Genomic DNA, 26,703 nt, shown 5'->3' with positions numbered 1-26,703 from the left:
GATACCGCTTCGCTTTATCCGGCCTATATTTATTGTTGACCGGCCGGTTTACGGGCGATTGGTGCTATCTAGTCTGACTACGGATTGTTGTATCCATTGTCTGAGGCTTTCAAAATCTGCCTGCCGATTTTCCAACCGGCCAACGATGTAACTATAGGCCTCATCTGGTTTAACCTGAAATTTCCAGCCATTTAATCGCAAGAAGATATCTGTCGCAAAAAAGGCGATTCTTTTGTTTCCATCGACAAACGGATGGTTCATCAGCAGGGATTCAAATAACGCGGCTGCCATTTCGATCAGATCCTGGTAGTAGCCGGTTCGGGGACGGAACAGGGCGCTCTCTAACAAGCCCATATCACGTATCCCGTCGGGGCCTCCAAAATGGCGAATCAGCCGGTTGTGTATTTCCAGCACTTCATCAAGTGTTAAAAACTGAATCGGTTCATTTGGCAAGTAACTTGCCTAATTCTTCGTTTTCTCTGATGGAATCAGAAAGATGTTCGAGGACGATCGGACGGACGCGATGTTTGCGTACATAATCCTCAATCGCTTCGGTCAGGACGCCGGAAATGCTTTTGTGCGATTCCTGTGCCAGTTCCCGCAGCTCTTTCCAAGTGGCGTCATCGACTTTGGAACTGATTTTGATATTTGCCATAATTAAACTTTAGTATGGCGGACCTGATAAGTCAAGATATGTCATGACATCTGTGTTTCCTAGTAAAATCAATGTTATAGTTAATTTGGAACACTATCCACCGGACCCCTGATGAGCGAACTCGGTTCAATCCTGCTGTATACCGCCCTGGCCGGGGCCTGTATTCCGCTGGGCGGGTTTCTGGCCAAAATCGAGCGTATCCGTCCTAACTGGGTTGAGAACGAGTTTCGTCATTTCGTCATCGCCTTCGGTGGCGGAGTATTGCTATCGGCCGTTGCGCTGGTGTTGATTCCCGAGGGGATCGGCCATCTGGATAACAGGGCAGGGCTGATCGCGCTGATTGTACTGGCCGGCGGGGTCACTTTTTTCGTGGTCGAGAAGGTTCTGGCAAAGCACAAGTCGGAGGTGCCCCAGCTCAATGCCATGTTGCTCGACTATCTGCCCGAGTCGATGGCACTGGGCGGGATCTTCGCTGTGGGTTCGGGCTCGGGACCGTTACTGGCTCTGTTGATCGGGTTGCAGAATATCCCCGAGGGATTCAACGCCTACCGTGAACTCAAGGCAGCGGAGAATTTCCACCACAAGCGCACGCTGACGTTCATGTCCCTGTTGACCCTGCTGGGCCCGGTGTTCGGTTTGCTCGGCTGGGTCTTCTTGACCGATTATCCAATGCTACTCGGCGGCATCATGCTGTTTGCCGCAGGTGGTATCCTGTATTTGATCTTCCAGGATATCGCACCGCAATCGCGGCTCAATCGTCACTGGGCCCCACCGCTGGGGGCAGTAATCGGCTTCAGTGTGGCCTTGCTGGGCAAATTACTTCTCACCGGCGCATGAAAATTATTTAGCCACCCATTTATCGCCCTGTTTGTGATATTTCTTTTTGACTGCGCTCCAGGCGACCTTGTGGGCGGTGGCTTCGCGATCGTCTTGCCCGGAATATTCCTCCCAGGCGTGGTTGAAGGCTTCTTTGTAGATCTGCTGGGCCTCGGTGGGCAGGTGATTGCGCACGGAATCGGGGAGTTGATCAATACGGTCGTAGGGCATAGTAATAGTTCTCAGTACTTAGTTCTCAGTTCTCAGTTCTTAGTTCTCAGTTCTTAGTTCTGCCTCTCTGTACTAAGTACCAAGGACTAAGAACTCAACATCTGTTCAAGGATGTGTCACGTAGGCTATCGCCAACGTGACCTACGACTAAGAACTAAGTACTAAGAACTCAGTACTCAGTACTCAGTACTCAGCCCTATCATCCACCGGGCGCGGTTTGCCCTGTTCGTCGATGGCGACGTAGGTGATCTCCGCCTCGGCGACGCGGTCGCATTCGTCGGTGCCGCGGCTGCGTTCGGCGAAGCCTTCGATCATAACCCGGATGGAGGTGTTGCCGACGTGAATCACCCGCGCATAGAGGCTGATCAAGTCACCGACGTAGACCGGGTTGATAAAGCGGAATTCGTTGACGGCGATGGTGACGATGCGACCCCGGGCCCGGCGATAGGCGGCGATGCTGCCGGCGATGTCGACCTGGGACATGAGCCAGCCGCCGAAGATGTCGCCCGAGGCGTTGGTGTCGGCCGGCATGGCCATGACCCGGATCTGGGGTTCCTCGCCCTGGGGCAGTTTGTCGGAATGCAGGCTCTGGCTCATCAGTGTCCCTTGTAGAAGCGGGCGATGTCATCGGCGAATTGTTCCATCAGCTCGTTGCGCTTGAGCTTGAGGGTCGGCGTAATCAGGCCATCGTCAATGGTCCAGGGTTCCAGTGTCGCCTTGACGCAATAAATATTCGCATAGCCGGGAAAGTCGTGCAGCTGGTGATTGATCTTGTCCAGCAGCGTTTTGATCACCGCGTCATTCTTGAGGCTGGCACTGTCGTCGGGATCGAGGTTGTGTTCCCGGGCCAGTTGCTGCCAGCCGTCGGGATTGAGGACGGTGATGCAGCTTAAAAACGGTTTGCCTTCGCCGATGACCATGGCCTGATCGAAGAGCGAATCGTTGGCGATGGCCATTTCGATATCGGCCGGCGGGACTTTCTCGCCATTGGCCATGACGATGATGTCCTTGATGCGCCCGGTGATATAGACAAACCCGTTATCGATACGGGCGACATCGCCGGTATGCAGCCAGCCATCGGTATCGATTATCTCGCGGGTGGCCTGCTCATTGTTCCAGTAACCTTTCATGATGCCGGGACTGCGTACCAGCAATTCGTCATTGTCGCCCAGTCTGACTTCCACATCGTCGAGCACGGTACCGACACTGGCAGGATCGTTATTGTCTCGGTGGTTGACGGTAGCCACCGGGCTCAGTTCGGTCATGCCATAACCCTGCAGCAAGGGCAGCCCCAGACCGATGAAGGTTCTGGCGACTTCGGTGGGCAGCGGGGCACCGCCACAGACAGCAATGCGCAGGCGGCCGCCGAGTTTTTGCATGATCTTTTTCGCTACCAGCGCCCTGAACACGGGCCAGAGCAGTTGCCCCGGACGCCAGTGATCGCGCCCCTGCTGGTGTTCGAACATTTGCCAGCCGGTGGCGACGGCACCAAAGAACAATTTGCGGGCGAGGGTAGACTTCGCTTCCAGTTGCGCCTTGATCTTGTTGTTGACCCGCTCATAAATGCGTGGGACCGAGATCAGAATGGTCGGGCGGATGCTCAGCAGATCCTCGGCCAGCTGGTCGATGGACCGCGCATAGGCCACGGTGGAGCCGGCGACCATGGGCAAATAATAGCCCGCCGTGCGCTCGAACATGTGCGACAGGGGCAGGAAGGAAAGGTACATGTCATCATTAAAAAAACGCTCGCAACGGGCACAGGCACAGGCGTTCCAGAGGATGTTCTCGTGGCTCAGCATCACGCCCTTGGGTTTGCCGGTGGTCCCCGAGGTATAGACAACAGAGGCCAGGTCCCCGGGTTTGATTTTGGCCGGGACAGGATTGTCTTGCTCTACGTCGGTCCATTGCGAGACGGAGGTGAGACGCGCTTCGCCCTGATTGCCAAGATCCCGCAGGCTGATAAACCGTTGTACCGTATCGAGGCGATCCATCACACCCTGCAGTATTTGCCAGTGTTCCTCGCCTTCGAACAGCAGGCATTTCACATCGGCATCGTCGATAATATAGGCGATGTTGTCCGGGCGATCGTTGGTATACAGCGGCACGACCACCAGGCCCAGGCCGAGCGCGGCCTGTTCGAACTTGACCCATTCGGGGCAGTTGTGCAGGATCAGTCCGACCCGCGCACCGGGCTCCAGGTTCTCCCGGGCTAGTGCCGCCTGCCAGCAGGTCACTTCATCGGCCATCTGCTGCCAGCTGATATCCTCCCACTGCCCGCTATCATGGTTGTAGTGACGATAGGCAATGCGTTGCGGACTGCGGCTCACCCGTTCCTGAAACAGGCCATGCAGATTGCCCGCGTCTTGCTGGCGGATCAGGTCGCTTGGTTCATTCATGCGCTGTTCCTGTCGGTCAATCAGTGCAGTTGAGACCAGCCACTGTCGGGGGTGAAGCGGGGGCCGTAGCGTTGTTGTAACTGGCTGAGCATTTTTTCCACCTGCTCGTAGCCGCGTGAATCCGCATAGCGCAATGGGCCGCCGCGAAACGGCGCAAAGCCGGTGCCGAAGATCACCCCGGCATCGGCCAGATCGGCATCATCGATGACGTTATCCCGCAAACAGGCGACGGCTTCGTTGATCAGACGCAGAATCATGCGATCCTGAATATCCGCCGGGGGGGTATAGCTTTTATCCGGGCGCGGTTTGACCGGTTTGCCTTTTTTGAAGGTATAAAAGCCCTGGCCGCTTTTCTTGCCCAGATTACCCTTGTCCACCAGCTTGCGCAGTTTCTCGGGCACGGTGATATCCATCGATTCGGAGAGTATCTCGGCCACTTTCAGGCAGATATCCAGCCCGACCGTGTCCGCCAGTTCGATGGGGCCCATGGGCATACCGAATTTGACCGCTTCATCGTCGATCACTTTCAACGGGATGCCTTCATCGGCCAGGGTCACCGCTTCGATCAGATAGGGCATCAACACCCGGTTGACCAGAAAGCCCGGCTTGCTGGCCACCGGCAGGGGCAGTTTGCGAATCGCCTTGGTGAAACTGCTGGCCTGGTTCACGCTCTCCTCGCTGGTCTGCTGGCCGTGGACGATTTCCACCAGTGGCATTTTGGCCACCGGATTGAAAAAGTGCAGCCCGATCAGCCGCTCGGGTTTGTTCAGCGCCGTGGCCAGTTTTTCCAGCGGAATGCTGGAAGTGTTGGTGGCGATCAGGGCGTGTTCCGGCAGTTTGGGTTCGATGTCACGCAGCAGATCCTGCTTGACCTTGACGTCCTCGAAGATCGCCTCGATGACGATATCCGCGCGCTTGAGGCCGTGGCCATGGGGATCGGGGATGAGCCGATCCATCGCGCCGTTGATGGCAATGCGCGCCTTGAGTTTGTCCTTGTAGAGTTTATGCGCGGCCTTGATCACCCGGCCGATGGCCTCGGTCTTCTGATCCTGAACGGTCACCTGAAAGCCCTGCATGGCGCACCAGGCGGCAATGTCGCCGCCCATGACGCCGGCGCCGATGACATGTACCTGCCTGGGTGCGTAATCGATCTGCCGGCCGAGGGATTTCATCTGTTCCTGTAACTGGAATACCCGGATCAGATTGCGCGCGGTCTTGCCGACGATCAGCCGGGCGACGGAAAGCGCTTCTTCTTTGAGCATCTGCTGGCGATCGTCGAAATGGTTCTGCCACAGATCGAGCAGGGCATAGGGCGCCGGATAATGGGCGCGGGGGGCTTTTTTCGCGACTTTTTTCGCCATGTATTTGGCCAGCCAGGGACGCAGCCATTTGTGGTTCAGCCACGGCACCCAGAAAGGCAGTTTCTGTTTGGCCGGCGGATGCAATACTGTTTGGGTCGCGGCATTGAGCAGGTGGCGTTGGGGTACCGCGTGCTGGATCAGTTTGAGGCGTTTGGCGGCACGGGCGGACAGGGTGCGACCGGTGAGCATCAGATCCATAGCATTCAGCGGGCCGAGGGTCTCGATGCTGCGCACGGTCCCGCCGAAGCCCGGATGAATACCGAGTTTGACTTCCGGCAGGCCGATGCGGGTGCCCGGGTCCTCATCGGCGATGCGATAGCGGCAGGCCAGGGCCAGTTCCAGCCCGCCGCCAAGACAGAAGCCGTGGATCAGTGCGACCGTCGGACACGGCAGGTGCTCCAGTTTCGTGAAAATGGTGTGGCCCCGTTCGATCACCGCCTGGGCTTCACCCTGGTCGTTGAACTCGGTGAATTCATTGACATCGGCGCCGGCGATAAAGCCGTTGGCCTTGTCGGAGAGGATCACCACGCCGCGCGGCGGCCTGCTCAGCAGTTCGCCGAGAATGGTATCCAGTTCATTGAGGACGCCGGCCGACAGGGTATTGGTGCTGCTCTGTGCCTTGTCCAGATGCAACCAGGCAATGTGATGATCATCGTGGACGACGTTCCAGTTCTTGTATTTTGTTGCAGCCATTTTTATCAATCCTGTTTGCGTTACGCGGTTTCTACCAGCATGGCGCCACCCTGGCCTCCGCCGATGCAGAGGCTGGCCATGCCGCGTTTGGCATTGTGTTGTTTCAGGACCTGCAGCAGGTGCAGCACGATACGCGCGCCGCTGGTGCCGACCGGATGGCCGAGGCTGATGCCGCCGCCGTCGATATTGAGTCGCGCCTGATCGATGCGGCCCATGGCGCCGCGCAGGCCCAGCTCGGTTTTGCAGTAGTCACTGTCTTCCCAGGCGCGCAGGCAGGCCAGTACCTGGGCGGCAAAGGCTTCGTTGATTTCCCAGTAGTCGATATCCTCGGGTTTGAGTTTGTGGCGCTGCATCAGCGGGGTCATGGCGTGCACCGGACCCAGCCCCATCTGCGCCGCATCCAGTCCGGCCCAGTTGGCATCGACAATCCGCCCGAGCACCGGCAGATCATGTTGTTTGACCGCCTTTTCGCTGGCCAGCAGCAACATGGCGGAGCCGTCGGTGACCTGGGCGCTGTTACCGGCGGTGACATTGCCGAACGGCTTGTCGAACACCGGCTTCAGCTTGCCCAGCTGTTCCACGGTGCTGTCGGCGCGGATGCCGTCGTCGTGCTCGTAGACCTTGCCACGGCTATCATACAGCGGCTCGATCTCGTCCAGCCGGCCTTCCTGCTGGGCGGCGGCCAGGCGATGATGACTGCGTACGGCAAACTCGTCCATCGCCTGGCGGCTGACGCCAAAGCGCCAGGCCAGGTTCTCGGCGGTCTGGCCCATGGAGAGGCCGACGACCGGATCCGTGAGCCCCCGCAGCAGGCCGATGACCGGCTTGAGATGTTGCAGACGCAACTGGCCGAGGGTCTTGAGCCGCTGGCCCATCGTTTTGGCGCTCATCCAGGCGCCCAGCCAGGCGACCATCTGCTCGTTCCAGAGCACCGGGGCGTGGCTCATGGCCTCGACCCCGCCGGCCAGCACCAGATCGGAACGACCGAGGGCGATGTTCTTGGCCGCACTGTCCAGCGCCTGCATACCCGAGGCGCAATTGCGTTGCACGGTCCAGGCCGGGACATGCTTGCCCAGTCCCAGACGCAGGGCGACGACCCGGGCGATATTCGCCTCGTCGGGGCCGGGCATCACACAGCCGGTGATCACCTCGTCGATGAGGCCGGGATCAAAAGCCTGGCGCAGGAGCAGGGGACGGGTACAGCCGAGCAACAGATCGGCGGCGGCAAACGGGCCCGGTTTGTTGCGGGCCTTGAGGTGCGGTGTGCGGCTGCCGTCGACGATATAGACCGGGCGCTGGCCGCTGGCGGCGCCGCGATTGCTGGCGGTCTTTTTCCGGGTGGCGGTTTTTTTTGCGGTTTTCTTCTTCACTTCTGCCATGGGGTAACCTTCGCTATTTGAGGTCGGGGCCGAAATCATCCACCTTGATCACCTCGCGGCGCGCGGCATCGGCACCACGGACGGTCTCGGCCTCCTGTTCACTGATGATAGCCTGTTTGAGCGCGGCGTGTAACAGGCCCTCCAGACCGTGATAATCGGGCTCGTAATCGGGCAACTGCTGACGAATGCGCTTTTCAATCGGCTCGGCGGCGATCACTTTGTGCAGGGCATCCTCGATCCGCTGCAGCGGTTCATCGCTGGCAGGGGGCTGATACATTCCTTCGCATAACCGTTCGCGGGCCTCGCCGGGGGTGATCAGCATATCCGCGATGCGGTGGCCGAGCTTGTCGCCGGGTTGTTTGAAGTGCTGCCCCAGGGGAAAGACCATCCCGCGCATGATCCAGGCGACCGGCCGGTTGGGCAGGTTCTGTAACAGGCCGTCGAAGGCGCGCTGAATCTCGAACAGGCTGTGCTGGCAGCACCAGTGCAGCAGGGGCTCATCGCTTTTGGGATGGCCCTGATCCTCGAAGCGTTTGAGACAGGCCGAGGCCAGATACAGCTGACTGAGGATATCGCCGAGGCGTCCGGAGAGTTTCTCCTTGCGCTTGAGATCGCCGCCCAGGGTGAGCAGGGCGATGTCGGTCATCAGGGCAAAGGCCGCGCTCATGCGGGTCAGATGCTGGTAATAGCGTCGCGTGGGGCGACGGCCACGAACCCAGATAAACCGGGCCGAGGTCAGGCCGTGGAACAGGCTGCGGAACAGGTTTTTGGTCGTAAAGCCGATGTGGCTGAACAGCGCGCGGTCGAAGTTCTCCAGGGATTGATCGGGATCCTCCATGCCCAGCGCTTCGAGCTCCTTGAAGATATAGGGATGGCTGCGGATCGCCCCCTGGCCGAAGATGATCATGGTGCGGGTCAGGATATTGGCGCCTTCGACCGTGATGCTGATCGGGGTCGACTCATAGGCGCGGCCCAGAAAATTGCGCGGTCCCAGACAAATGCCGGCGCCGCCAAGCACGTCCATGCCGTCATTGATCACCTGGCGCATGCCTTCGGTCAGGTGGTATTTGACGATCGCCGAGATGACCGACGGTTTTTCGCCCCGATCCAGGGCCACCGAGGTCAGGCCACGGGCGGCGTCCATCATATAGGTGTAGGCGCCCATGCGCGCCAGGGCTTCCTCGACGCCCTCGAAGCGGCCGATGGGCAATTTGAACTGACGGCGCACCCGCGCATAGCCGCCAACCGCATGGCTGACCAGCTTGCCCGCACCCGTGCTCAACGCCGGCAGCGAGATACCGCGCCCGTCGGAGAGACACTCCATCAACATACGCCAGCCCTGGCCGACGCGATCCTGGCCGCCGATGATCCAGTCCATGGGGATAAACACATCCTTGCCGCTGTTGGGGCCGTTCATGAACACCACGTTGAGCGGGAAGTGACGCCGGCCGATGTTCACGCCGGGCGTGTCGGTCGGGATCAACGCCAGGGTGATACCGAGATCGTCCTGATCGCCCAGCAGATGATCGGGATCGTACAGTTTGAACGCCAGCCCCAGCAGCGTGGCCACCGGGCCCAGCGTGATATAGCGCTTGTCCCAGGTGACGCGCATGCCCAGCACGTCTTTTTTGCCATCAAACTCCTGGCGACACACGATACCGTAGTCGGGCATCGATCCGGCATCGCTGCCGGCTTCGGGGCTGGTCAGGGCGAAGCAGGGGATCTCCTCGCCCTTGGCCAGCCGCGGCAGGTAATGGTTTTTCTGTTCCTCGGTGCCGTATTCGAGCAGCAGCTTGGCCGGGCCCAGCGAGTTGGGCACCATTACCGTCACCGCACCGGTGATACTGCGGGTAGCCAGTTTCATGACGATGGCCGAGTGGGCCAGGTTGGAATAGTCGAGCCCGCCATATTCTTTGGGAATGATCAGGCTTAAAAAACCCTGTTCCTTGATATATTGCCAGGCTTCTTCGGAGAGGTCGTAGCGTTCGCTGGTGATCGTCCAGTCATCGAGCAGCTGGCAAAGTTGTTCCACCGGCCCGTCGATAAAGGCCTGCTCTTCGGCGGAAAGGGTGGGTGGGGGCAGACTGCGCAGTTTACTCCAGCGCGGGCGGCCGCTGAACAGCTCGCCGTCCCACCACACCGACCCGGCGTCCAGCGCCTCGCGCTCGGTCTGGGACATACGCGGCGAGACGCGCCGGAACAGCGTCAACACGGGGCGGGAGAGCCAGCGTTGTCGCCAGCCGGTCAGTTTTTTTGCCATGTTGGTCATGGAACCTCCTTGCCACTATGCCCGTAATTCGACGTCGATGCCGACGCGCAGCGAAGCGTTACCTCGCTTGTCTATTTGACGCCGTATTGATGCCAAACTTTCATCCTTTTCCAGACTTTATGCGTCCCGGCCGTTGCGGGCAAGCCCACCCGGGACGCTTATTGCGGTCCCGCGTTGGCCAGCTGCAGGCCCTGTTCAATTTTTGCCCATGGGGTATAAAAATGCGGTGAAAAACGGATCCCGCCACCGCGCCGGGCGCACAGAACGCGCTGTTCCATCAGCCAGGGGTAAAGTTGCTCAACCGGTATCTGCGTGTGTTTGAACACGACGATGCCCGCATAACGCCCCGCTTGCGTATCGGTGATTAATTCGAGGTGGGGAAGCTGTGAAATCAACTCGAACATACGTTGACTGTTTTCCAGTACCTGTTGTTCGATCGCCGTCATCCCGATCTCGTCGAACAGCGACAGGCTGGCTTCCAGGGCATGCGTGCACAGCATATTGGGACTGCCGCATTCGAAGCGGCGCGCGCTGTGGGCCGGTTCCCACTGCGGATTATCGAACTCGCCCATCTGCTCGACCATGTGCCAGCCGTATTCAAACAGCTGCAACGATTCACGCGCCTGCGCACGGCTGTAGAACAGCGCCAGCCCCTCGGGACCCAGCAGCCACTTGTGACCGTCGGCCATGACAAAGTCGGCCCCACAGGCCTGCACATCTAGTTGCATGGCGCCAATGCTTTGAATGGCATCGACGCAAAACAGCACATTGTGTTGCCGGCAGTGTTCCCCCAGTTGCTCCAGATCAACGCGCAGCCCCGACGCGTACTGAACCGAGCTGATCGCCAGTAACCGGGTTTGTGCATCGAACGCCTCGATCAGGGCCTGTTCGGGCGATTGATGGCCATGCAGATTGACCTGGCGCACCTGTACGCCGCGCGATTGCAGCGACTCCCAGACAATCCGGTTGGAGGGAAACTCTTCATCGCTGATGATGACCGTATCGCCCGGTTGCCAGTCGATTCCCCAGGCCACCATCGACAGGGCTTCGGAGGTATTTTTCACCAGCGCGATATCCTCGGCCCGGGCATTGATCAAACGTGCGCACCGTTCGCGCAGCCGGGTTTCAACCGTGATCCACTGCGGGTAGTGCAGCGACCCGAGCTGATGGTTTTCCCGGGCAAAAGCTTCCACCGCCTGCAATGTACGTCCCGGCCAGGGGCCGACCGCGGCATGATTGAGATGGATCAGATCATCCTGCAGGTTGAATTCCTGCTCGATTAACGACGGCATATCACTCATCAGGACAGGCTGCTCCATAGCGGGAAAAGAATCCGCCAATGAACATGAATGATTCTTTGTTATTAAAATTCATCGTATAAACTCACTGTCGTGACCGGCGGAACGCTCGGCCAAAATTATAGAACTCTGCAGGAGCCGAGCCCTGTCGGCGATTCAATCTCTCGATTTCCGCGTCATACTCAACAATCGGCCAGAAGGCTAAATAGATTTTCCGAATACCAGTCCAGAGAGATTGCTTCGTCACGTTGTTCCTCGCAATGACCTCTCTATTTACGGTCATTGCGAGCGAAGCGAAGCAATCTTTTGAGAAAAGTGATTGGGTATTCGAAACATTTATTTAGCTTACTACCTCCAACAAACTGGCCATCATCTTCTTTCCTCGTTACTCGTACCTCGTGACTCGCCCCTGCCCGAAGGGCGTGCGATTCAATCCGCCTCGCGTTCAATACTACAGCAATGGTGCGTGCTTTGAATATCATCGCTGCTGAGAATGGCACCGGTGACCGGATTGGGACGGTAGGTCGTGCAACCTTTCAGCTTGCTCTCGTAGGCCAGACGATAGAGATCGACAAAATCATCAAAAGGGTAATCCTGCGGGACGTTGATGGTCTTGGAGATGGCGTTATCGACATACGGTTGCAGCCGGGCCTGCATGGCCAGGTGATCTTCTGGCGCAATATGCAGCGCGGTCTGAAAATAATCGGGCAGCGGGGTGTCGCTGTTCTCTTGCTGCCATCGCCGCCAGGCATAGTCGCTGACCTGAAAGTCGATAAACGTCCCGTCCTGATTCAGAACCCGGCGATGGGCCTGCAGATCGTAAACCGGCTCGATACCGCTGGACACGTTACCGGCCAGCAGGCTGATCGTCCCGGTCGGGGCAATGGCCAGCAGATGGCTGTTGCGAATACCGTATTGCCGGATTTGTTGTTGCAGCCTGTCGGGCAGACGCTGGATGAACGGGCTGTGCCGATACGCCTCGGCCTGATAAAACGCAAACGGCGCTTTCTCCCGGGCCAGTTCGATCGAGGCGGCATAGGCCTGATCGCGCAGGCATTGCAGGATATCGGCCGCCTGTTGCCGGCCCGTGTCACTGTCATAGCGCAGTCCCAGCATGATCAGCGCATCGGCCAGACCGGTGACACCCAGCCCGATGCGACGGCTGCCGGTTTCGTACGCCTGATGCGCTGCCAGCGGAAACCGCGAGATATCGATAACGTTATCCAGAAAACGGACCGCCAGCGCGATGTCCTGTTCCAGGCGCGGCCAGTCGATCGCGGCCTGCTCACTGAAGGGGGCATCGATATAGCGGGGCAGGTTCAGCGAGCCGAGATTGCATGCGCCATACGGGGGCAGGGGGATTTCCCCGCACGGGTTGGTGGCGGTGATGGTTTCCCGGTAGGCCAGGTTGTTTTCACGGTTTATAGGATCGCAAAACAACACGCCCGGCTCGGCATACTCATAGGTGCTGCGCATAATCAGCTGCCAGAGCCGACGGGCCCGCAAGGTACGCACGACCCGGCAGGCAACCGGTCCGGTGTAACCGGGCCATTCGCAATGGAGGTCGGCCGGTGCCGTATCCTGTTCGTCCAGGGGAAAGACAAGCGGCCAGTCGGCATCTTCGTCGACCGCCTGTATAAACCGATCACTGACCAGCACGGACAGATTGAAGCGGGTGAGGGTGCCGGCGTGCTGCTTGGCCTGGATAAACTCCTCGATATCGGGATGATCGCAACGCAGGGTGGCCATCATGGCGCCGCGGCGGGCGCCGGTGGACAGGACCGTGGCACACATGGCATCCCAGATACGCATGAACGAGACCGGCCCGGAGGCCACCGTGCCGCGATGATGCGCCGTAAAGCCGCGCGGACGCAGGGTGGAAAAATCGTAACCGACGCCGCCACCCTGTTGCATGGTAATGGCGGCTTCCTTGAGCGCATCAAAGATCCCGTCCATGGAGTCCTCGACCGTGCCCATCACAAAGCAGTTGAACAGCGTGACATCCTTGTCCGTGCCCGCTCCGGCCAGAATCCGGCCACCGGGCAGAAAGTGATAGTCATCCAGAAGTTGATAAAATCGCTGTTGCCAGCCGGCAATGTCCTGCGTCTCGGCCTGGGCCGCGGCGAGGGCAACGCGTTGCCAGGTATCCGTGATAGTTCTGTCCACCGCGCTGCCGTCGCGGTAGTCACGGTATTTGGTATTCCAGATATGGGTGGCGATATCGTCGGGCATGGGGTGTAAAGCGACAGGCCGGTTGGTCACCGGCCTGCCAGTCTGCTCAATGCAGTTCCAGGTTGGGTAAATATTCCGGCAGATGTTTGCGTATGGCGTCCGGATTTTGCCGGGTCAGATTTTTATCCAGTTGCAGGGTCAGACTGCGACGGGTGCTCTCGTTCAGACTGTCACGCAACAAGCCGAGAAAGTTCGGCGCGGCGACAATAATCAGTTGTTTGAACTTGTTCTTGCCGTGGGCCTTGTTGACATGCTGGGCAATCTCCCGCGAGAAATTGATCGCCTCATGCTTTTTGGGATCGGTCTCCTGGTTCATGGCGTGGGCAAAGCTGCCATTGATGCCTTTGCCATTTTGTTTGCCCGGCAGGTCGGAAGTAATATCCTGTTCATGCTGTCGGCTGGCCGGGTGGGTAAATGTTTCCAGTTCAACCAGTGGTGAGGATGCCGTATCCGCGGAAAAAAGACGTGCGCGACTGCTATCGGCAACCAGAATCCAGGTCTTGGGCATAGGTGACTCCTCCTTTGTTGGGATGTCAAAAAAAACCACAGCGCCGGGCTAAATCTGCAACGCTTGCAGTTCCATATTGCGGCTGCTCATTTCCCAGCAGGTATTAAAGAACGCAATCAGTTCCGCGGCCCGGCCCGGGTCATTAAAACTGGCGATCCCCTCAAAACGACTGGCAACGCGCCGATCTACCACACCACAACCGTCGGCGACAAAAAACGCGTGATGATACGCGCGGGACAGCTGGCGAATTTCAACGCGACTGCTCAGGCGCCGGGTCAACTCGGGCAGGTGATGGCAGCGGTGGAGCAGTTTATCGGGGCTATAAAACAGAATCCGTAGGGTCGCGTTGACGTCCCCCGTGGCAATGCGCCGTGCCGATGCCACGAAATCGGGACTGTCGTAGAGCGCAGGCTCCAGTTCGTCGTCGAATATATATAAGGAATGGGCCGCCTGCTGGCTCATGGCGTGAGTGACCCGGGAGCAATCCTCCCGCCCGGCCACCGAAAGGAGCTGGTCGGACTCACACAAGGAGAGCGAATCGATGGGATCCATACCTCTAGTCTAGCGCCTTTGGCGCCCTTGTCACGAGTCCGCCGCAAATCGGTCAAACCCCCGTTCAGCAGCCGACTGGCGGTTGTAAGTGTCTGAAAAACAAGAACCCGGCAACCCCGTGTGTCACAGCGCCTGTTCGATCGCCTGACAGAACGGCTCCAGATCATCCGGCTTGCGCGAGGTGATCAGATTGCCGTCCACGACTACCGGCTCATCCATCCAGACCGCACCGGCGTTGAGCAGATCGGTGCGTACCGACGGCCAGGAGGTGAGGGTGCGGCCACGCACCTGATCCGCCTCGATCAGCAATTGCGGGCCGTGACAGATCGCCGCCACCGGCTTGCCGGTGCTGACGAAGCCTTTGACAAAGGCCACGATTTTCTCATCGGTTCGCAGGCGATCCGGACCGAAACCGCCGGGAATCACCAGCGCATCGTAATCATCCGGATAGGCTTTGCTGGCGTCCATGTCGATGTGCGCGGCAACGCCTTCGCGTTTGCCATGCACATCCACACCGGCTTCCATGCCCATCACATCAACTTCATGGCCGGCTTTTTTCAGGCGCTCGTAGGGGACCTGAAACTCGGAATCCTCAAAACCTTCACCCACGATAAAGACCAGCTTGCTCATAATGCCTCTCCTTGTGATGTACTTCTGTCAGGTGATGTTCTATCAGGGAGACTGTAGAACAGCAAACGGGCGTTGCCCATTGCGAAATTTCAATATTTACCCTGCAAACTACATGGACACAGCGCTGGCGGAATATGTTATATACGCAGTGCTAAACAGGCGTTTGAATACCCGATCACCTGGTTTACAAGATTGCTTCGCTCGCAATGACATAAGACGAGTGCAGTCATTGCGAGGAACAACGTGACGAGGCAATCTCTCTGAACTGACAATGAGAACACTTTTTTGGAATGAGTCTGTCGAATAACGGAGAAGAACAATGTTGCAACCGGATCAATTTGCACCGCCGTTTTGCGCCCCGAATCAGTCCAGCCGGCCGGTCTGTCTGGCCGATTTCAAAGGCCTCAAAAGCGTGATCCTGTATTTTTATCCCAGGGACGACACACCGGGCTGTACCGTGGAAGCCAACCAGTTCAGCCAGCTGGCAGACGAGTTCGCGCAACACAACACCGTCGTGCTCGGCGTCAGCCGGGACGACAGTGACAGCCACCAGGCCTTTATCAGCAAATTCGACCTGCGCATCGATCTGCTGGCCGACACCGACGGCGAGCTGTGCGACAAATACGGCGTCTGGCAGGAAAAGGAGAAAAACGGCGTGAAGAAAATGGGCATCGTGCGTTCCACCTTTGTCATCGACAAAACCGGCAAGCTGGTTCATGTCGAGTACGGCGTCGATCCGGAAGGTCATGCACAGGCGATGCTGGAGAAAGTCAAAAAACTCTCATCCTGATAAACGGGAAGCATCGGCTCTGGCATTTTTGTCGGGCGATGAAATATACTCTGAGACTCCTGTTACGGAACCCGCCTGCGCTTAACGGGTCAAATTAATTATTCAACAATGACTGAACTCAGTTAATGATTTGTAAGTTATTGAAAACAGGGATCTTGCTGCTTGTTGTCGGCATTGTACCGGTACAGCCGACAGCGGCGAACGAACTGGCCGGCAGCGCGGCAGTTGACGCGGTGGACTGGCAAATGGCTAGCCTGACCCATCAGGGTGTATCAGCGCCAGCTAAATCAGCCTGTTGCCAATCCGGGAAAACCGCAATCAGCTGTGATCATTGCAGCGATGGTAGCTGCGAAACCGGGAGTTGCAATACCTGCTCTCACTGCATCACCGCGTTGCCACAAAACGATGTCATTCAACAAGACGCCTATCTCACTTATCGGGCTGGTCTGCCCAGGCCCTTTTCCACGATCGATCAAGTCACCGAACCCCGTCCACCCCGAAGCTGAACACTCCGTTGCCGTGTCCACTTCAGGACACGCTGCTTTGTCGTTTTTTAGACATGATGAGGCAGTGCTGATTCGTTCAGCAGTGCTATACGTAATGGAGAAGGGGAGACATTCACATGAACAAGCAATCCGATCCCAAATATCCGGCATCGTTTACACGCCGGCGGTTTTTACAGGGCACGGCCGCGATGGCCGCCCTGGCAGGCCTGGGCCGACTCGCGCCGGCCTATGCCTGGCAACAGACCGGTAATCTGGTCGCCGAGAAGACGGTTTCCGGCAATACCGATATTTTTGATCTCACTATCGGCCATACCCCGATGGATATCGGCGGACGCAGCGCCAACCCGATCACTATCAATGGTTCAATCCCGGGGCCGCTGATCCGGATGCAGGAAGGGCGCGAGGTGATGCTGCGGGTCACCAACAACCTGTCAGAAAGCACCTCGATTCACTGGCATGGCATCCTGCTACCGGAAAACATGGACGGGGTTCCGGGCGTCAGTTTCCCGGGTATCGAGCCCGGCGAGACGTTTATCTATCGCTATCCGGTCAAGCAGAGTGGCACCTACTGGTACCACAGTCATTCCGGACTGCAGGAACAACTCGGCCATTACGGCCCGTTAATCGTCGATCCGGCCCAACCGGAACCGTTCGAGTATGATCGTGATTACGTCGTGATGCTGTCAGACTGGACCTATGACGATCCCTACCATGTACTGGCCAATCTGAAAAAAGCGGAAGGCTATTACAATTACCAGAAACGGACGACCGGCGACTTTTTCAAGGATGTTTCCACGATGGGGTGGGGGCCGGCCATGGACAAATGGCAAATGTGGGGCCAGATGCGCATGAGTTCGCGTGACATCCTGGACGTGACCGGCAGCGTGTATACCTATCTGATTAATGGTTTACCATCAGGTTCAAACTGGACCGGCCTGTTCCGGCGCGGGGAGAAGATCCGCCTGCGGTTCATCAACGGCTCCGCCATGTCGTTCTTCGATGTGCGCATTCCCGGATTGAAAATGACCGTTGTCGCGGCCGACGGGCAGAACGTGGAACCCGTGCCGATCGACGAGTTCCGTATCGGCGTGGCCGAGACCTACGATGTCATCGTCGAACCCGATGGAGATCGGGCCTATACCGTCTTTGCCGAGTCCATGGATCGTTCCGGCTATGTCAGCGCAACGCTTGCGCCGCGTGAAGGGATGACCGCGCCGGTACCGGATCCCCGTCCGCAACCGGTGGAACGTGGCATGAAATCCATGGGGATGGACCACGGCTCCATGGGCCATGGTGATATGAATATGGATATGTCATCCCAAAACACCATGGACCAGGACAGCATGCAGATGGATATGTCAGCCGACAATAACAGCATGAGCGGTGGCATGGATCACAGCAAAATGAACATGTCGGCGGAGCAGGGCAGTGGCATGCAACACGACATGAATAACATGGGTTCCGGCTCGGACTGGGTGTTGAAGGATCGCAAGATCAGCCACGGCCCGGACAATCATGGCGCCGGAGCGGCCATGGTGTCACCTAATCCGATGAACCGCATGGACGATCCCGGTATCGGCCTGGAAAATGTGGGCCATAAAGTCCTGGTCTACAACGATCTGCGCGGTTTGCATCCCTGGCCCGATCAACGCGAGCCACAACGGGAAATCGAACTCCATCTGACCGGCAACATGGAACGCTACATGTGGTCGTTCGACGGCGAGAAGTTCTCCGAGGTCGACGGCCCCATTCGCTTCCATCATGGCGAACGGCTGCGGCTGATCCTGGTGAATGACACCATGATGGATCACCCGATCCATTTGCACGGGATGTGGATGGAGCTGGAGAACAAGCACGGCAAGTACCGTCCGCGCAAACACACGCTCAGCGTCAAGCCCGGAGAAATGCTCTCGGCCCAAATTACGGCCGACGCCCCCGGTGATTGGGCGTTTCATTGTCACCTCCTGTACCACATGAAAGCGGGCATGTTCCGCGTGGTCTCAGTGGCTTAACTCAACAGGAGGACATAACAATGAAACTATTAAGAAACAATCTGCTCACTTCGACGCTTGCAGCCTCTGTTGTACTAACCACGCTGATCTCCGTATCCAGCGCACAGGCTGAAATGAAACCCAAGAAACCCGGCTGGCCGATTCCCGTCCACGACAACACGTTGTACAGCAAGCTGATGATCGATCGTCTGGAATATGCCTGGTCTGACGAGGAAGATAGCGTCAACTGGGAAGGTCAGTACTGGTACGGCGGCGACTATAACCGTCTCTACATCGAAGGTGAAGGTGAAGATGTCGTCAGCGGCGGTGAAGGTGGGGAAATCGAAACCCTGGACATCCTCTACAGCCGGATGATTGCACCTTTCTGGGATGTTCAGATGGGTGGCGGTTACCAGCGTGAATACGGTCCCGGTCCGGACAAGGAACGCGGTTTTGCCGTGCTCGGTATCCAGGGCCTGGCCCCGTACTGGTTCGAGATCGACGCCAACCTGCGCCTCAGCGACGATGGTGACGCCTCGGCCGATCTGGAGGCCGAATACGACTGGATGCTGACCCAACGAACCATTCTCCAGGGCCGCTTCGAAACGGCGTATGCGGGCAACGATGTGCCCGAGTTCGGTATCGGCAAGGGGTTCACCAACGCCAAGTTCGGGTTGCGCTTGCGCTACGAATTTCGCCGTGAGTTTGCTCCGTACATCGGGGTCAGCTGGAACAAGTACCTGGGCGATACCGCCGATCTGAGAGAAGCCGAAGGTGAAGACACGGATCACACGGCCGTGCTCGCCGGCGTCCGGATGTGGTTCTAAGGCCCTAAAATGGCGGGAAATCCCGGGTGACCGGGGCTTTCCCGCCGTCTCCCTGTCATACCTTTAGGTGCGCATAATGTATATTATGTTAAATTATGGAAATCGGTCTGACCCCCGGTTTTAGGGACACCCGTCCCTTCCCAGGTAACCAACTAACCGTCGCGAGATTTTTGTGCCGAATCGAGTGCGGATAGAGACGGTACACATTACTTTGAATTCTCTATACTCCTGTTGAAACAGGATATTTTTTATATAGTTTGTCAGGTATAGCTTAATGTATCGTACTGCGCTCGTTTTACTTGCGGCAATTTTGCTAACAACCGGATGCATGACGCCCAACCCTTCTGATCCGGCGCTATGGGATATCGATCCTGGAAATCTGCCAACACCGAATATTAGTGTAAACATCAACGGACTTGGGCCCTGTACCGACAACCCGGATCGCACGTTACACCTTGATTCACAAAGCCCAACCGTCATACTTGCGCATGGATGCTTTTCCTCTTCGGGCAGATTTCGGTCCCTGTCTGAAGTGTTTGCGTTTCATGGTCAGCAAACTGCGTGTTTTACTTATGACGACCGTGACAGCCTGAACGACAGCTCTGCCGAAATGATTCACAGTTTGCAGCAACTAAGCAAAACTATGGACAACAAGCAGTTTACAATCATCGGGCATAGCCAGGGTGGACTAATTACTCGTAAAGCGCTGGTTCGAGAAAGGGATAATCAAATTAATACGGATGCGCAACTTCGCTTGATAACAATCTCGTCACCTTTCAGTGGAATTTCAGCAGCAAGCCATTGCGGATCTCCAGTCGCCAGGATTCTTAGCCTGGGTTTGGTAGTGCCGATATGTTATGCGATTAGTGGAGGCAAATGGTTTGAAATCACCTCGGTTTCAGATTTTATACGCCAACCGGGTACTCTGATCCCGCAGGTAAATAATTTTATAAAAATTGTTACCGACGAAAGAAACACATGTCGTCAATATAACCAGGATGGTCGTTGTATAGAAGATGATTATGTATTCAGTCTCAAGGAGCAATATTATCCTCTCGTCGATAATGATGATCGTGTAACCAATGTCGAGATTAAAGCCGGACATGTAGAAATCGTAGGTGATCAGCGTATTGCTCCAACCAAGCTAATCCATATTTTTCAATCGCACGGAATAATGAATAAAACGGCTCAAACAGAAAATGATAAACTTAAACTTCTATTGAGTGAACTGTATGACCTCCCTTAGCGCAGAAACTCACATTGCTTCTTGGCTCAGCCTGGTAGTTCAATAGCTTGCTGAGGTCCGACCCGGCTTATAGCGGCGTCCCCCCCTGTCACCGCGTGTTACCGTGTCACCCCGGCGAAAGCCGGGGTCCAGGGGATCGACCAGGAACATGCCGGATCCGATTGCCGACAAGATATGCTGGGCTCCAATTGCTGCTCGCGTCGCGAGCGATCCAGCAACCGCTGGCGAACCGGCACCAGGTACGTTCCCGAAAGGCTTGTTTGAGCCAGCCCTTCTCTGCCGACTGCTATCTGCCGACTGCCAACTATCTTCAAGCCCTGACTGGCCCTGATGCTGATGTACTTTCAAGCGATGATTTTTGCCTGAAAAAGGGCCTTTTAAGCTCAGTTTGAGCCTGAATTTTGTCCTTTTTGATTGTTATTTCAATGAGTTGCGCTGGTGCGACCCCGGTCAACCCTGCCACCTGGCATTTGCGGGCATATTCCTCCAGCCAATGCGCATAGGCGGAAAAATCTTCTTCTGAAGCAAAACAAACCTGGCGATTATTTCCCCGCTGAATGACATGCTGCGGGATCCCCGGTAAACAGATCCGTGGTAATCGTGCCATTTATCGTCCCTGATAATGGTGTGTTTATTGATTTAGTATAGCGAAGGTTGCCGAGATGACAATGAGTTTTTACTCTGACCCCAAATATCGCTACCACATCGGCACGGAACTCAACGTGGCCCGCCTGGAGCGCGTTGGCCTGGTTGCGATCGGCCGTGAATTCAACGACGATGTGTGTATTGGCACGCTCGGATTGTACAAGTAGGCGGCGCGCTTTCCCGCTGCCATCAACGCACGCTGCTAATAGCGAGACGACCCATGAAAAGCACGCACAGCACCTTGTTCATCACCCGGCGCATTCTGCGGGTGTCGGGATCGTCGATGGCCCTGCCCTTTGTTGCATGGCTGGTGGTGGGTTGGCTACCGGGCATTCCGTCGATCATCGATGTATTCGGTGTGACGGGTCTGAAGATCCCCGCCCGGCGTTGTCATCGGCGGCCTGCTGATCGCCGCCGTTTTTTTGCCTATCCGTTTCCCAAATATTCCGTTTCAAAACGAATTCTCGCACGATAATCTCTATACCACACCGGGTCGTCACCGTGCTCATACTTCCTATAGATACCCCAACAAAATAAATCTACTGCCTGTAATCCTGCATTAGCTTTAGAATCCTCGTGATATATATTCAACGGGACGTTCAGCGGCAACCTTGCTTCAAGTTGATTGCCTAAATATTGATTGAAATCCGCAATTTCCTCCTTATTCTTGCACTTGTCTACAATCAACGTGACAGCAGGATTTGCAGATCTCAAATCAACTTTCCCATGAGAAATTATTTAACCGCACCGAGATCATTTCAAGCAACCCTCTCCTCTGCCGAGTACTATCTGCCAACTGCCAACTGCTAACTGCTAACTGCTAACTGCCAACTGTCTTTAACCCGACCTCCATCGTAACCTGCTCGTCGTCTTCCGATTCGATCACCATGGGCTGCGCCAGAAGGACCCGATCGGGTTCGACGGCGGTGTCCTCCAGCAGGCGGTCGCGCACGGCCGCGGCACGCGCCTGCGCCAGCGCCGCGAGATCGGCATCGGTGACAGGCTGCGCGGCGATCACGCGCGTGGCGATATGGGCCCGGTAGGCGATCGCGTCGAAGCGCGCACCGCCCTCCGCCGCCTCGTTTGCCGCGCGGGTGAACCGCTCGCGGAGCGCATCCAGATTGGCATCGGGGTAGGCGCGGGCGAACAGCGCTTCCATCGCGTCCTGTGTCGAGGCCGCGGTCAGATCGGGCGACGACACCTCGCGTCCCTGCTCGCGCAACCGCGCGGCCAGCGCCTCGACCGCGCGCCGACGCTTGAGCACCGGGCCGTCCACCTCCGGATCGAAAGGTCCGGCCAGCTCCAGCGCGAGCGCCGGACGCTTCGCAAGCGCCTTGCGCAGCAGCGCGACGCGCTCGAGCTGTGGCGGCGTCAGCTCGCTGCGGCCCGCCGGGAACAGGATCCGTTGCAGATCCTCGTCGCCGGCCCCGACCAAACCCGCCAAAAAGCGAAACGGCGAGCTGACGACCTTGATGATCGCGTCCATCACCGCCTGGCGGATTGCGCCGCCCAGCTTAAACTGTGGATCGCCGACCTCGCCCGTGACCGGGATATCCATTTCGATGACGCCCTCGCTGTTCTTGAGCAGCGCGACGGCGAGCCCAAGCGGCAAATCCATCGCCTCGGGGCTTTCGACCTTCTCGCCCAGCCGCAGATCGTGCAACGCTATCGCGTTGGAGCCTTCCAGCCGGCCGTCGGCGAGGCGGTAACCGAGATCGAGATCCATCCGGCCGCCCGCGATCCGGCGTCCGGCGAAGGCGGCCGTGTAGGGCGAATACGCCGGCACCTGCAGGTTACGGAACGTGAGCGTGACGTTTGTGTCCCGCATCGGCTGCCAGGCATGGATCGCGCCTTCGATGCGCGCCAGGCCGTGCTCGCCTACCTGCCCTTCGAGCCGGACGTCGGCCGGCGCCTGCGTGTCCGAGGCCAGCGAGGAGATCTCGCCGTTCAGCTCATGGATGCGCGTCGAAAACGGCAGCGGCAGCGAGCGGTCCGCGAAGTGCAGACCGCCGTCGGTCAGGACGATGCCGGCAACGCTGATACGAAACGGGGCGGCGGACTCGCTGTCAGCCTCCCCGGACGGGGCTGCCTCGCCCCCGGCGCGCGCCACCAGCAGTTGGCCGATATTCGTGCTTCGATCCTCGCGGATGATCACCCGACCGGAGACTCCCTCGATGGAGACGCTCGAGGTTTCGACGCTGCGCTGAGCGAGACTCAGATCGAGGCGCTCGATCCGCAGCGCCTGCCAGCCCGCCACCGGCGTGTCGTCAGTCAGGGGCACAAGACTGAGCTGTTCCACATCGACACGGCCGCGATAGGCCAGCGGCTCGTCGCCGCTGACGGACAGCTGCCCGCCGAGGCTCACGCGCCCGCTTTCGATCCCCACCCGGGCGAACTGCTGCAGGTAAGGCGCCGCCGGGCTCAGGGCCAGCGCATCCACACGCAGATCGGCGTTAACCGCGAAGGGTGGCGACACCCGCAGCGCACCGTCGAGCGAGAAGGCGCCGCCCGCGTCGAGCCGCCCGGCAAGATGGACCGGAAACGGAGTGCTCTCGTGCAGGGTGGCATCATCCAGCGACAGCTCGAGCTCGCGTAGCGCAATGGTGGCGCTCGAGCCTGAGGAGTCGGAATCCGCGCTCAGGCGATCCACAAAGTGATCGCCCCCGCCACAACGTTCAGATCGCGGATCACCACCGCCGGCATGCCGCCCTCCTCGCCCTCGCCGGAATCCGCCGGCGCGCCCGCCGCGTCCTCCATCAGCCGGGTGAAGCGCGTCGCCCCCGAGGCGAAGCGCTCCTCCTGAACCACCGGCCCTTCGAGGCGCACCGCCTGGAACGTCCAGGCCCGATCGATCCGGCTGAGCAGCGTGAAATTGACGAACAGCCGCTCGAAGCGGACGAGCTCGTGGCCGTCGGCATCCGCCAGCGCAAAGTCGTTTACCGTCAGCGTGAAGGTGTAGGGATTGAAGTCGACGTTGCCGATGCGCAGCTCGCGGTCAAGATCCTCCCGCACCGTGTCCACCGCGATCGCTCTCGGCAAGCCACGGCACCAGAAAAAAGCCGGCAAGCGTATATAACGCGACGGCCAAAACCGCCCAGAAGCGCACCCGGCGAATGTTAAACCAGCGGCGGCGCAGATACCCCCGGATCGGCGAAGGGGATTGATCATGCATAGCGATGCGCTCCTGTGATGCAACTTGCCGTGAGGGGCGCGTCAACAGCCGGACAGATCCGCCCCGCGTGCGCGCCGTAAAGCGTAAACTTTAAGTGTAGAAACAAAAACAGACATCTGCTTCGCATCGCATAGTCAGCCAGGGTACGCGTCCTGCGCACCGTCATCTCGATGCCAGGATAACTGGTACCCGCCCGAAGGTCCCCACCTATGCCAACTGTTACCGATCGTATAATCAGGTAGGGTGCGTCCTACGCACCGTCATCTCGATACCAGCATAACTGGCACCTGCCCGAAAAACCCTCTGCCGACTGCAAATTGCCAACTAGGAACTATCCCCTATCTATTTCCCTGAAAAGGGTCCATAGTGGATCTCAGTCATCGCTACACCCTGTGAATTGGCCAACCGGTTTCAAAACAGAATCGTGTACCTGCAAGGAATGGCTCACAACCTGTGAGCACACAAGCAGCCAGTGATGATCCACAGGAGAGTCACATGAACACATTCTTTACCGCCCCCTATAACGCCTCCACCCGTACCCATTACCTCAAGGCACTCAACACGCATTACCTGTCATGGGGCAAACTCCAGAGCCCTGCCCAGCACGAACCGGTTTCTCCCAAAAGCCATATCGAGTCCATACCTGGCAGCAAGATGAAGATGAAGACCACGAAACTGCACCCGTACCAGCAGGCGAGCAACAACAGCAACCAGGACGGTTGACGGCCAGGTTAAATAACGAACCAGGTCTGACACAGCGCAAGTTTTGCAGGTCACGTTGGCAAAGCCTGCGTCACTGCAGGCAACACGCGAGTAAACCAATACGCCGCTTCGGCACAGGAAACAACATGACCCAATATGCAATAAAAGCACAGGATAGCGAACCCACCGGCGACAACAGGCACGAGCGTCGTACTGAACTTGAAGAACAGAACTGGAGCCGCGAGAAATCCACCACCCTCGCCTCCAGCGAAGGCATCGCACTTAACGACGACCACTGGGACGTGATCATGTATCTGCGCAAGCAGTATCTCGAACAGGGCTCGCCAAGACATGCACGCCGCCTGGCCCGGGACATGGCCCGGCACTTCAGCACAGACGGCGGGAGCGGCTATCTGCACCAACTGTTCACCGGCGGCCCGGTCACCCAGGGCAGCCGTCTCGCCAACCTGCGCGCGCCGGCCAACGCCACCGATCTATCATTCGGCACCAATTACTAACAGAATCAAAGGGCGCGGTCTTTTGCACAGGGATGTGCTTATTCCTCGAAGGGAGTCAGGGAACGCACTCCCCTCTCCCGTACGCGGGAGAGGGGTTGGGGGAGAGGGTAAACTTGTCACTCGTACCTCATCACTGTCCGGAGGGCTTGGGCGCGATCCTCAATAATGGCCTTTTTAGGCATTAGCGCGCTTCATAAGGAGGCGGCGAAGTCGGGTGTGACAAAATCGGTTAGGGTGCGTTCTACGCACCATTATTCCGGCATCGAGAATGTGGTGCGTAGAACGCACCCTACTTCTGACATAGCCCCCTCCCGGCGGCTTTCATCATAACCCTGCTCTATTCGCCTTCTGGCCTTCTTTCTTCTCCCTTCAATCCGCACCGTACGCGAGGTTCAGGGTCTCGGCCGTCGCCCGCAGACGCTTGTCCCTTGTCCACAGTTGCGTCGAGCTACTCAGGGTCACAGATGCCAGCAAGTGCGCGTCGACATAACCGATGCCCCGGCCCATCAGCATGTGGCGTTCGATAAAAAACAGCACTTCCTCATCGCTGGCGACCGTCGCCTGCGGCAGATCCCCGAGCAGCTGCAGCACCTCGCCGCGATTACGCAAGTTGCCGCAGGCCAGCTCACCGAGCACAAACGGGTGCATCAGCACCCGAGTGTGGTTCAGCAATTCCTCCAGCGTGGCATCACCGACGCGCAGGTGATCCACCCACACCGAGGTGTTGACCAGGATCATGCCGGATCGGACTGCCGGCGGGGCACGGACTCCAACTGCGGCTCACTGCCACCCAGCCGCGCCAGACGCCGGGCGCTCTCGCGCTCGATCAGCGCGCGCAACCCCTCCCGCACCAGGGCGGCTTTTTCGGTCATACCGGTTATACGCTGTGCTTCCTCCAGCAGCTGGTCATCGATGTTCAGGGTCGTACGCATAGGGAAATACCTCATTCGGTTGCACTGCATCAAAGAGTACATCATTTGATGCTGTTTCTCGTGCCGCCGGAAAATGGCATTCCAGATGGATTCAAGCCCTGACGGGCCCTGATGTACTTTAAAGCGACGAATTTTGCCTGAAAATGGGCCTTTTAAGGCCTGTTAGGGCCGGGTTTTTGAGGTTTTTGTTTCTACTTTCAAAGAGTTGCGGTGGTGCGAGCCTGGACAGGCTGCTGGAGGCTGGAAAAATCGTGTTTAAGCGGCTAGTGAATCTGGAAGGGCAAGCAAAATAATCTTTCTAAAAGAAAGGTTATTTTGCAGCGTGGGCCTTGCGGATAATTCCGAGCTGTCTGT

At 57.8% G+C, this 26,703-nt stretch carries 29 protein-coding genes; 9 read left to right on the top strand and 20 right to left on the bottom strand.

Annotated features, from left to right (window positions below):
- Positions 1-48 precede the first annotated feature (48 nt).
- Both U5K34_RS13490 and U5K34_RS13485 read right to left on the bottom strand, forming a co-directional pair.
- Positions 49-453, bottom strand: a complete 405-nt coding sequence (locus U5K34_RS13490; RefSeq protein ID WP_322568921.1) for a type II toxin-antitoxin system death-on-curing family toxin — start codon at positions 451-453, stop codon at positions 49-51.
- Complete coding sequence (locus tag U5K34_RS13485; RefSeq protein WP_322568920.1) at positions 443-655, bottom strand: hypothetical protein; 213 nt, start codon at positions 653-655, stop codon at positions 443-445. Before U5K34_RS13485 ends, U5K34_RS13490 begins: the two co-directional genes overlap by 11 nt.
- Before the next feature lie 111 nt (positions 656-766).
- Here U5K34_RS13485 and U5K34_RS13480 point away from each other — a divergent pair, with 111 nt between their 5' ends.
- The gene (locus U5K34_RS13480) at positions 767-1,492 is read left to right on the top strand and encodes a hypothetical protein (protein ID WP_322568919.1); all 726 of its coding nucleotides are present in this window, start codon (positions 767-769) and stop codon (positions 1,490-1,492) included.
- Between the two features lie 3 nt (positions 1,493-1,495).
- Here the strand turns inward: U5K34_RS13480 and U5K34_RS13475 are convergent, their stop codons facing one another.
- From U5K34_RS13475 to U5K34_RS13425, 11 genes are all read right to left on the bottom strand, one after another.
- On the bottom strand, positions 1,496-1,702 hold the full coding sequence (locus U5K34_RS13475) for a ChaB family protein (protein WP_322568918.1): 207 nt from the start codon (positions 1,700-1,702) through the stop codon (positions 1,496-1,498).
- Between the two features lie 183 nt (positions 1,703-1,885).
- Positions 1,886-2,299: an acyl-CoA thioesterase gene (locus U5K34_RS13470; protein WP_322568917.1), complete on the bottom strand. Its 414-nt coding sequence runs from the start codon at positions 2,297-2,299 to the stop codon at positions 1,886-1,888.
- Positions 2,299-4,098, bottom strand: coding sequence for a long-chain fatty acid--CoA ligase (locus U5K34_RS13465; RefSeq protein WP_322568916.1), 1,800 nt, complete (start codon positions 4,096-4,098; stop codon positions 2,299-2,301). The genes U5K34_RS13470 and U5K34_RS13465 overlap by 1 nt, the downstream gene beginning before the upstream one ends.
- Positions 4,099-4,118: 20 nt before the next feature.
- Positions 4,119-6,152, bottom strand: a complete 2,034-nt coding sequence (locus tag U5K34_RS13460; RefSeq protein WP_322568915.1) for a 3-hydroxyacyl-CoA dehydrogenase NAD-binding domain-containing protein — start codon at positions 6,150-6,152, stop codon at positions 4,119-4,121.
- Positions 6,153-6,172: 20 nt separating this feature from the next.
- Positions 6,173-7,531: an acetyl-CoA C-acetyltransferase gene (locus tag U5K34_RS13455; RefSeq protein ID WP_322568914.1), complete on the bottom strand. Its 1,359-nt coding sequence runs from the start codon at positions 7,529-7,531 to the stop codon at positions 6,173-6,175.
- Between the two features lie 13 nt (positions 7,532-7,544).
- Entirely contained in the window at positions 7,545-9,800 is a 2,256-nt protein-coding gene (locus tag U5K34_RS13450) for an acyl-CoA dehydrogenase (RefSeq protein WP_322568913.1), read from the bottom strand.
- Between the two features lie 158 nt (positions 9,801-9,958).
- Positions 9,959-11,119 carry an aminotransferase class V-fold PLP-dependent enzyme gene (locus tag U5K34_RS13445; protein WP_322568912.1) on the bottom strand — a complete coding sequence of 387 codons (1,161 nt, stop codon included), beginning with the start codon at positions 11,117-11,119 and terminating at the stop codon, positions 9,959-9,961.
- 408 nt (positions 11,120-11,527) lie between these two features.
- On the bottom strand, positions 11,528-13,330 hold the full coding sequence (locus U5K34_RS13440) for an adenosylcobalamin-dependent ribonucleoside-diphosphate reductase (RefSeq protein WP_322568911.1): 1,803 nt from the start codon (positions 13,328-13,330) through the stop codon (positions 11,528-11,530).
- A gap of 46 nt (positions 13,331-13,376) precedes the next feature.
- Positions 13,377-13,838, bottom strand: coding sequence for a host attachment protein (locus U5K34_RS13435; RefSeq protein ID WP_322568910.1), 462 nt, complete (start codon positions 13,836-13,838; stop codon positions 13,377-13,379).
- 48 nt (positions 13,839-13,886) lie between these two features.
- Positions 13,887-14,390 (bottom strand): hypothetical protein, encoded by a 504-nt coding sequence (locus tag U5K34_RS13430; protein WP_322568909.1) that lies wholly within the window; start codon positions 14,388-14,390, stop codon positions 13,887-13,889.
- A gap of 123 nt (positions 14,391-14,513) precedes the next feature.
- Complete coding sequence (locus U5K34_RS13425) at positions 14,514-15,020, bottom strand: type 1 glutamine amidotransferase domain-containing protein (protein WP_322568908.1); 507 nt, start codon at positions 15,018-15,020, stop codon at positions 14,514-14,516.
- A 319-nt stretch (positions 15,021-15,339) separates the two neighbouring features.
- Here U5K34_RS13425 and U5K34_RS13420 point away from each other — a divergent pair, with 319 nt between their 5' ends.
- The 4 genes from U5K34_RS13420 (at position 15,340) to U5K34_RS13405 (ending at position 20,380) form a co-directional block, all read left to right on the top strand.
- On the top strand, positions 15,340-15,810 hold the full coding sequence (locus U5K34_RS13420; protein ID WP_322568907.1) for a peroxiredoxin: 471 nt from the start codon (positions 15,340-15,342) through the stop codon (positions 15,808-15,810).
- 622 nt (positions 15,811-16,432) lie between these two features.
- On the top strand, positions 16,433-18,328 hold the full coding sequence (locus tag U5K34_RS13415) for a copper resistance system multicopper oxidase (RefSeq protein ID WP_322568906.1): 1,896 nt from the start codon (positions 16,433-16,435) through the stop codon (positions 18,326-18,328).
- 113 nt (positions 18,329-18,441) lie between these two features.
- On the top strand, positions 18,442-19,134 hold the full coding sequence (locus tag U5K34_RS13410; RefSeq protein ID WP_322568905.1) for a copper resistance protein B: 693 nt from the start codon (positions 18,442-18,444) through the stop codon (positions 19,132-19,134).
- Positions 19,135-19,408: 274 nt separating this feature from the next.
- Positions 19,409-20,380, top strand: a complete 972-nt coding sequence (locus tag U5K34_RS13405; protein WP_322568904.1) for an alpha/beta hydrolase — start codon at positions 19,409-19,411, stop codon at positions 20,378-20,380.
- 310 nt (positions 20,381-20,690) lie between these two features.
- Here the strand turns inward: U5K34_RS13405 and U5K34_RS13400 are convergent, their stop codons facing one another.
- Positions 20,691-20,987: a hypothetical protein gene (locus U5K34_RS13400; protein WP_322568903.1), complete on the bottom strand. Its 297-nt coding sequence runs from the start codon at positions 20,985-20,987 to the stop codon at positions 20,691-20,693.
- Positions 20,988-21,048: 61 nt separating this feature from the next.
- On the opposite strand from U5K34_RS13400, the gene U5K34_RS13395 reads away from it, so the two are divergent.
- Both U5K34_RS13395 and U5K34_RS13390 read left to right on the top strand, forming a co-directional pair.
- Positions 21,049-21,192: a hypothetical protein gene (locus U5K34_RS13395; RefSeq protein WP_322568902.1), complete on the top strand. Its 144-nt coding sequence runs from the start codon at positions 21,049-21,051 to the stop codon at positions 21,190-21,192.
- Positions 21,193-21,245: 53 nt separating this feature from the next.
- A complete protein-coding gene (locus U5K34_RS13390) occupies positions 21,246-21,500 on the top strand; it encodes a hypothetical protein (protein WP_322568901.1) in 255 nt (84 codons plus the stop codon).
- On the opposite strand, the gene U5K34_RS16230 is transcribed toward U5K34_RS13390, so the two are convergent.
- The 4 genes from U5K34_RS16230 to U5K34_RS13375 all read right to left on the bottom strand — a co-directional run bounded on the left by U5K34_RS16230 (position 21,452) and on the right by U5K34_RS13375 (position 24,197).
- Complete coding sequence (locus U5K34_RS16230) at positions 21,452-21,712, bottom strand: DUF3800 domain-containing protein (protein ID WP_416224110.1); 261 nt, start codon at positions 21,710-21,712, stop codon at positions 21,452-21,454. The genes U5K34_RS13390 and U5K34_RS16230 overlap by 49 nt on opposite strands.
- Positions 21,713-21,845: 133 nt before the next feature.
- Complete coding sequence (locus tag U5K34_RS13385) at positions 21,846-23,675, bottom strand: DUF748 domain-containing protein (RefSeq protein ID WP_322568900.1); 1,830 nt, start codon at positions 23,673-23,675, stop codon at positions 21,846-21,848.
- Positions 23,663-24,064 carry a hypothetical protein gene (locus U5K34_RS13380; RefSeq protein WP_322568899.1) on the bottom strand — a complete coding sequence of 134 codons (402 nt, stop codon included), beginning with the start codon at positions 24,062-24,064 and terminating at the stop codon, positions 23,663-23,665. Before U5K34_RS13380 ends, U5K34_RS13385 begins: the two co-directional genes overlap by 13 nt.
- Complete coding sequence (locus U5K34_RS13375) at positions 24,021-24,197, bottom strand: hypothetical protein (RefSeq protein WP_322568898.1); 177 nt, start codon at positions 24,195-24,197, stop codon at positions 24,021-24,023. Before U5K34_RS13375 ends, U5K34_RS13380 begins: the two co-directional genes overlap by 44 nt.
- Positions 24,198-24,692: 495 nt before the next feature.
- Between U5K34_RS13375 and U5K34_RS13370 the strand changes: the two genes are divergently transcribed.
- On the top strand, positions 24,693-24,920 hold the full coding sequence (locus U5K34_RS13370) for a hypothetical protein (RefSeq protein WP_322568897.1): 228 nt from the start codon (positions 24,693-24,695) through the stop codon (positions 24,918-24,920).
- Positions 24,921-25,045: 125 nt separating this feature from the next.
- A complete protein-coding gene (locus U5K34_RS13365) occupies positions 25,046-25,417 on the top strand; it encodes a TusE/DsrC/DsvC family sulfur relay protein (RefSeq protein ID WP_322568896.1) in 372 nt (123 codons plus the stop codon).
- Positions 25,418-25,786: 369 nt separating this feature from the next.
- Here U5K34_RS13365 and U5K34_RS13360 read toward each other — a convergent pair whose 3' ends face one another.
- Positions 25,787-26,155, bottom strand: a complete 369-nt coding sequence (locus tag U5K34_RS13360) for a type II toxin-antitoxin system VapC family toxin (protein WP_322568895.1) — start codon at positions 26,153-26,155, stop codon at positions 25,787-25,789.
- A complete protein-coding gene (locus U5K34_RS13355) occupies positions 26,152-26,349 on the bottom strand; it encodes a type II toxin-antitoxin system VapB family antitoxin (protein ID WP_322568894.1) in 198 nt (65 codons plus the stop codon). The genes U5K34_RS13360 and U5K34_RS13355 overlap by 4 nt, the downstream gene beginning before the upstream one ends.
- Between the last annotated feature and the right edge of the window lie 354 nt (positions 26,350-26,703).

The organism is Thiohalophilus sp., from assembly GCF_034521165.1.
Lineage (GTDB): Bacteria > Pseudomonadota > Gammaproteobacteria > UBA6429 > Thiohalophilaceae > Thiohalophilus.
This window is presented reverse-complemented; position numbering and strand designations above follow the sequence as displayed.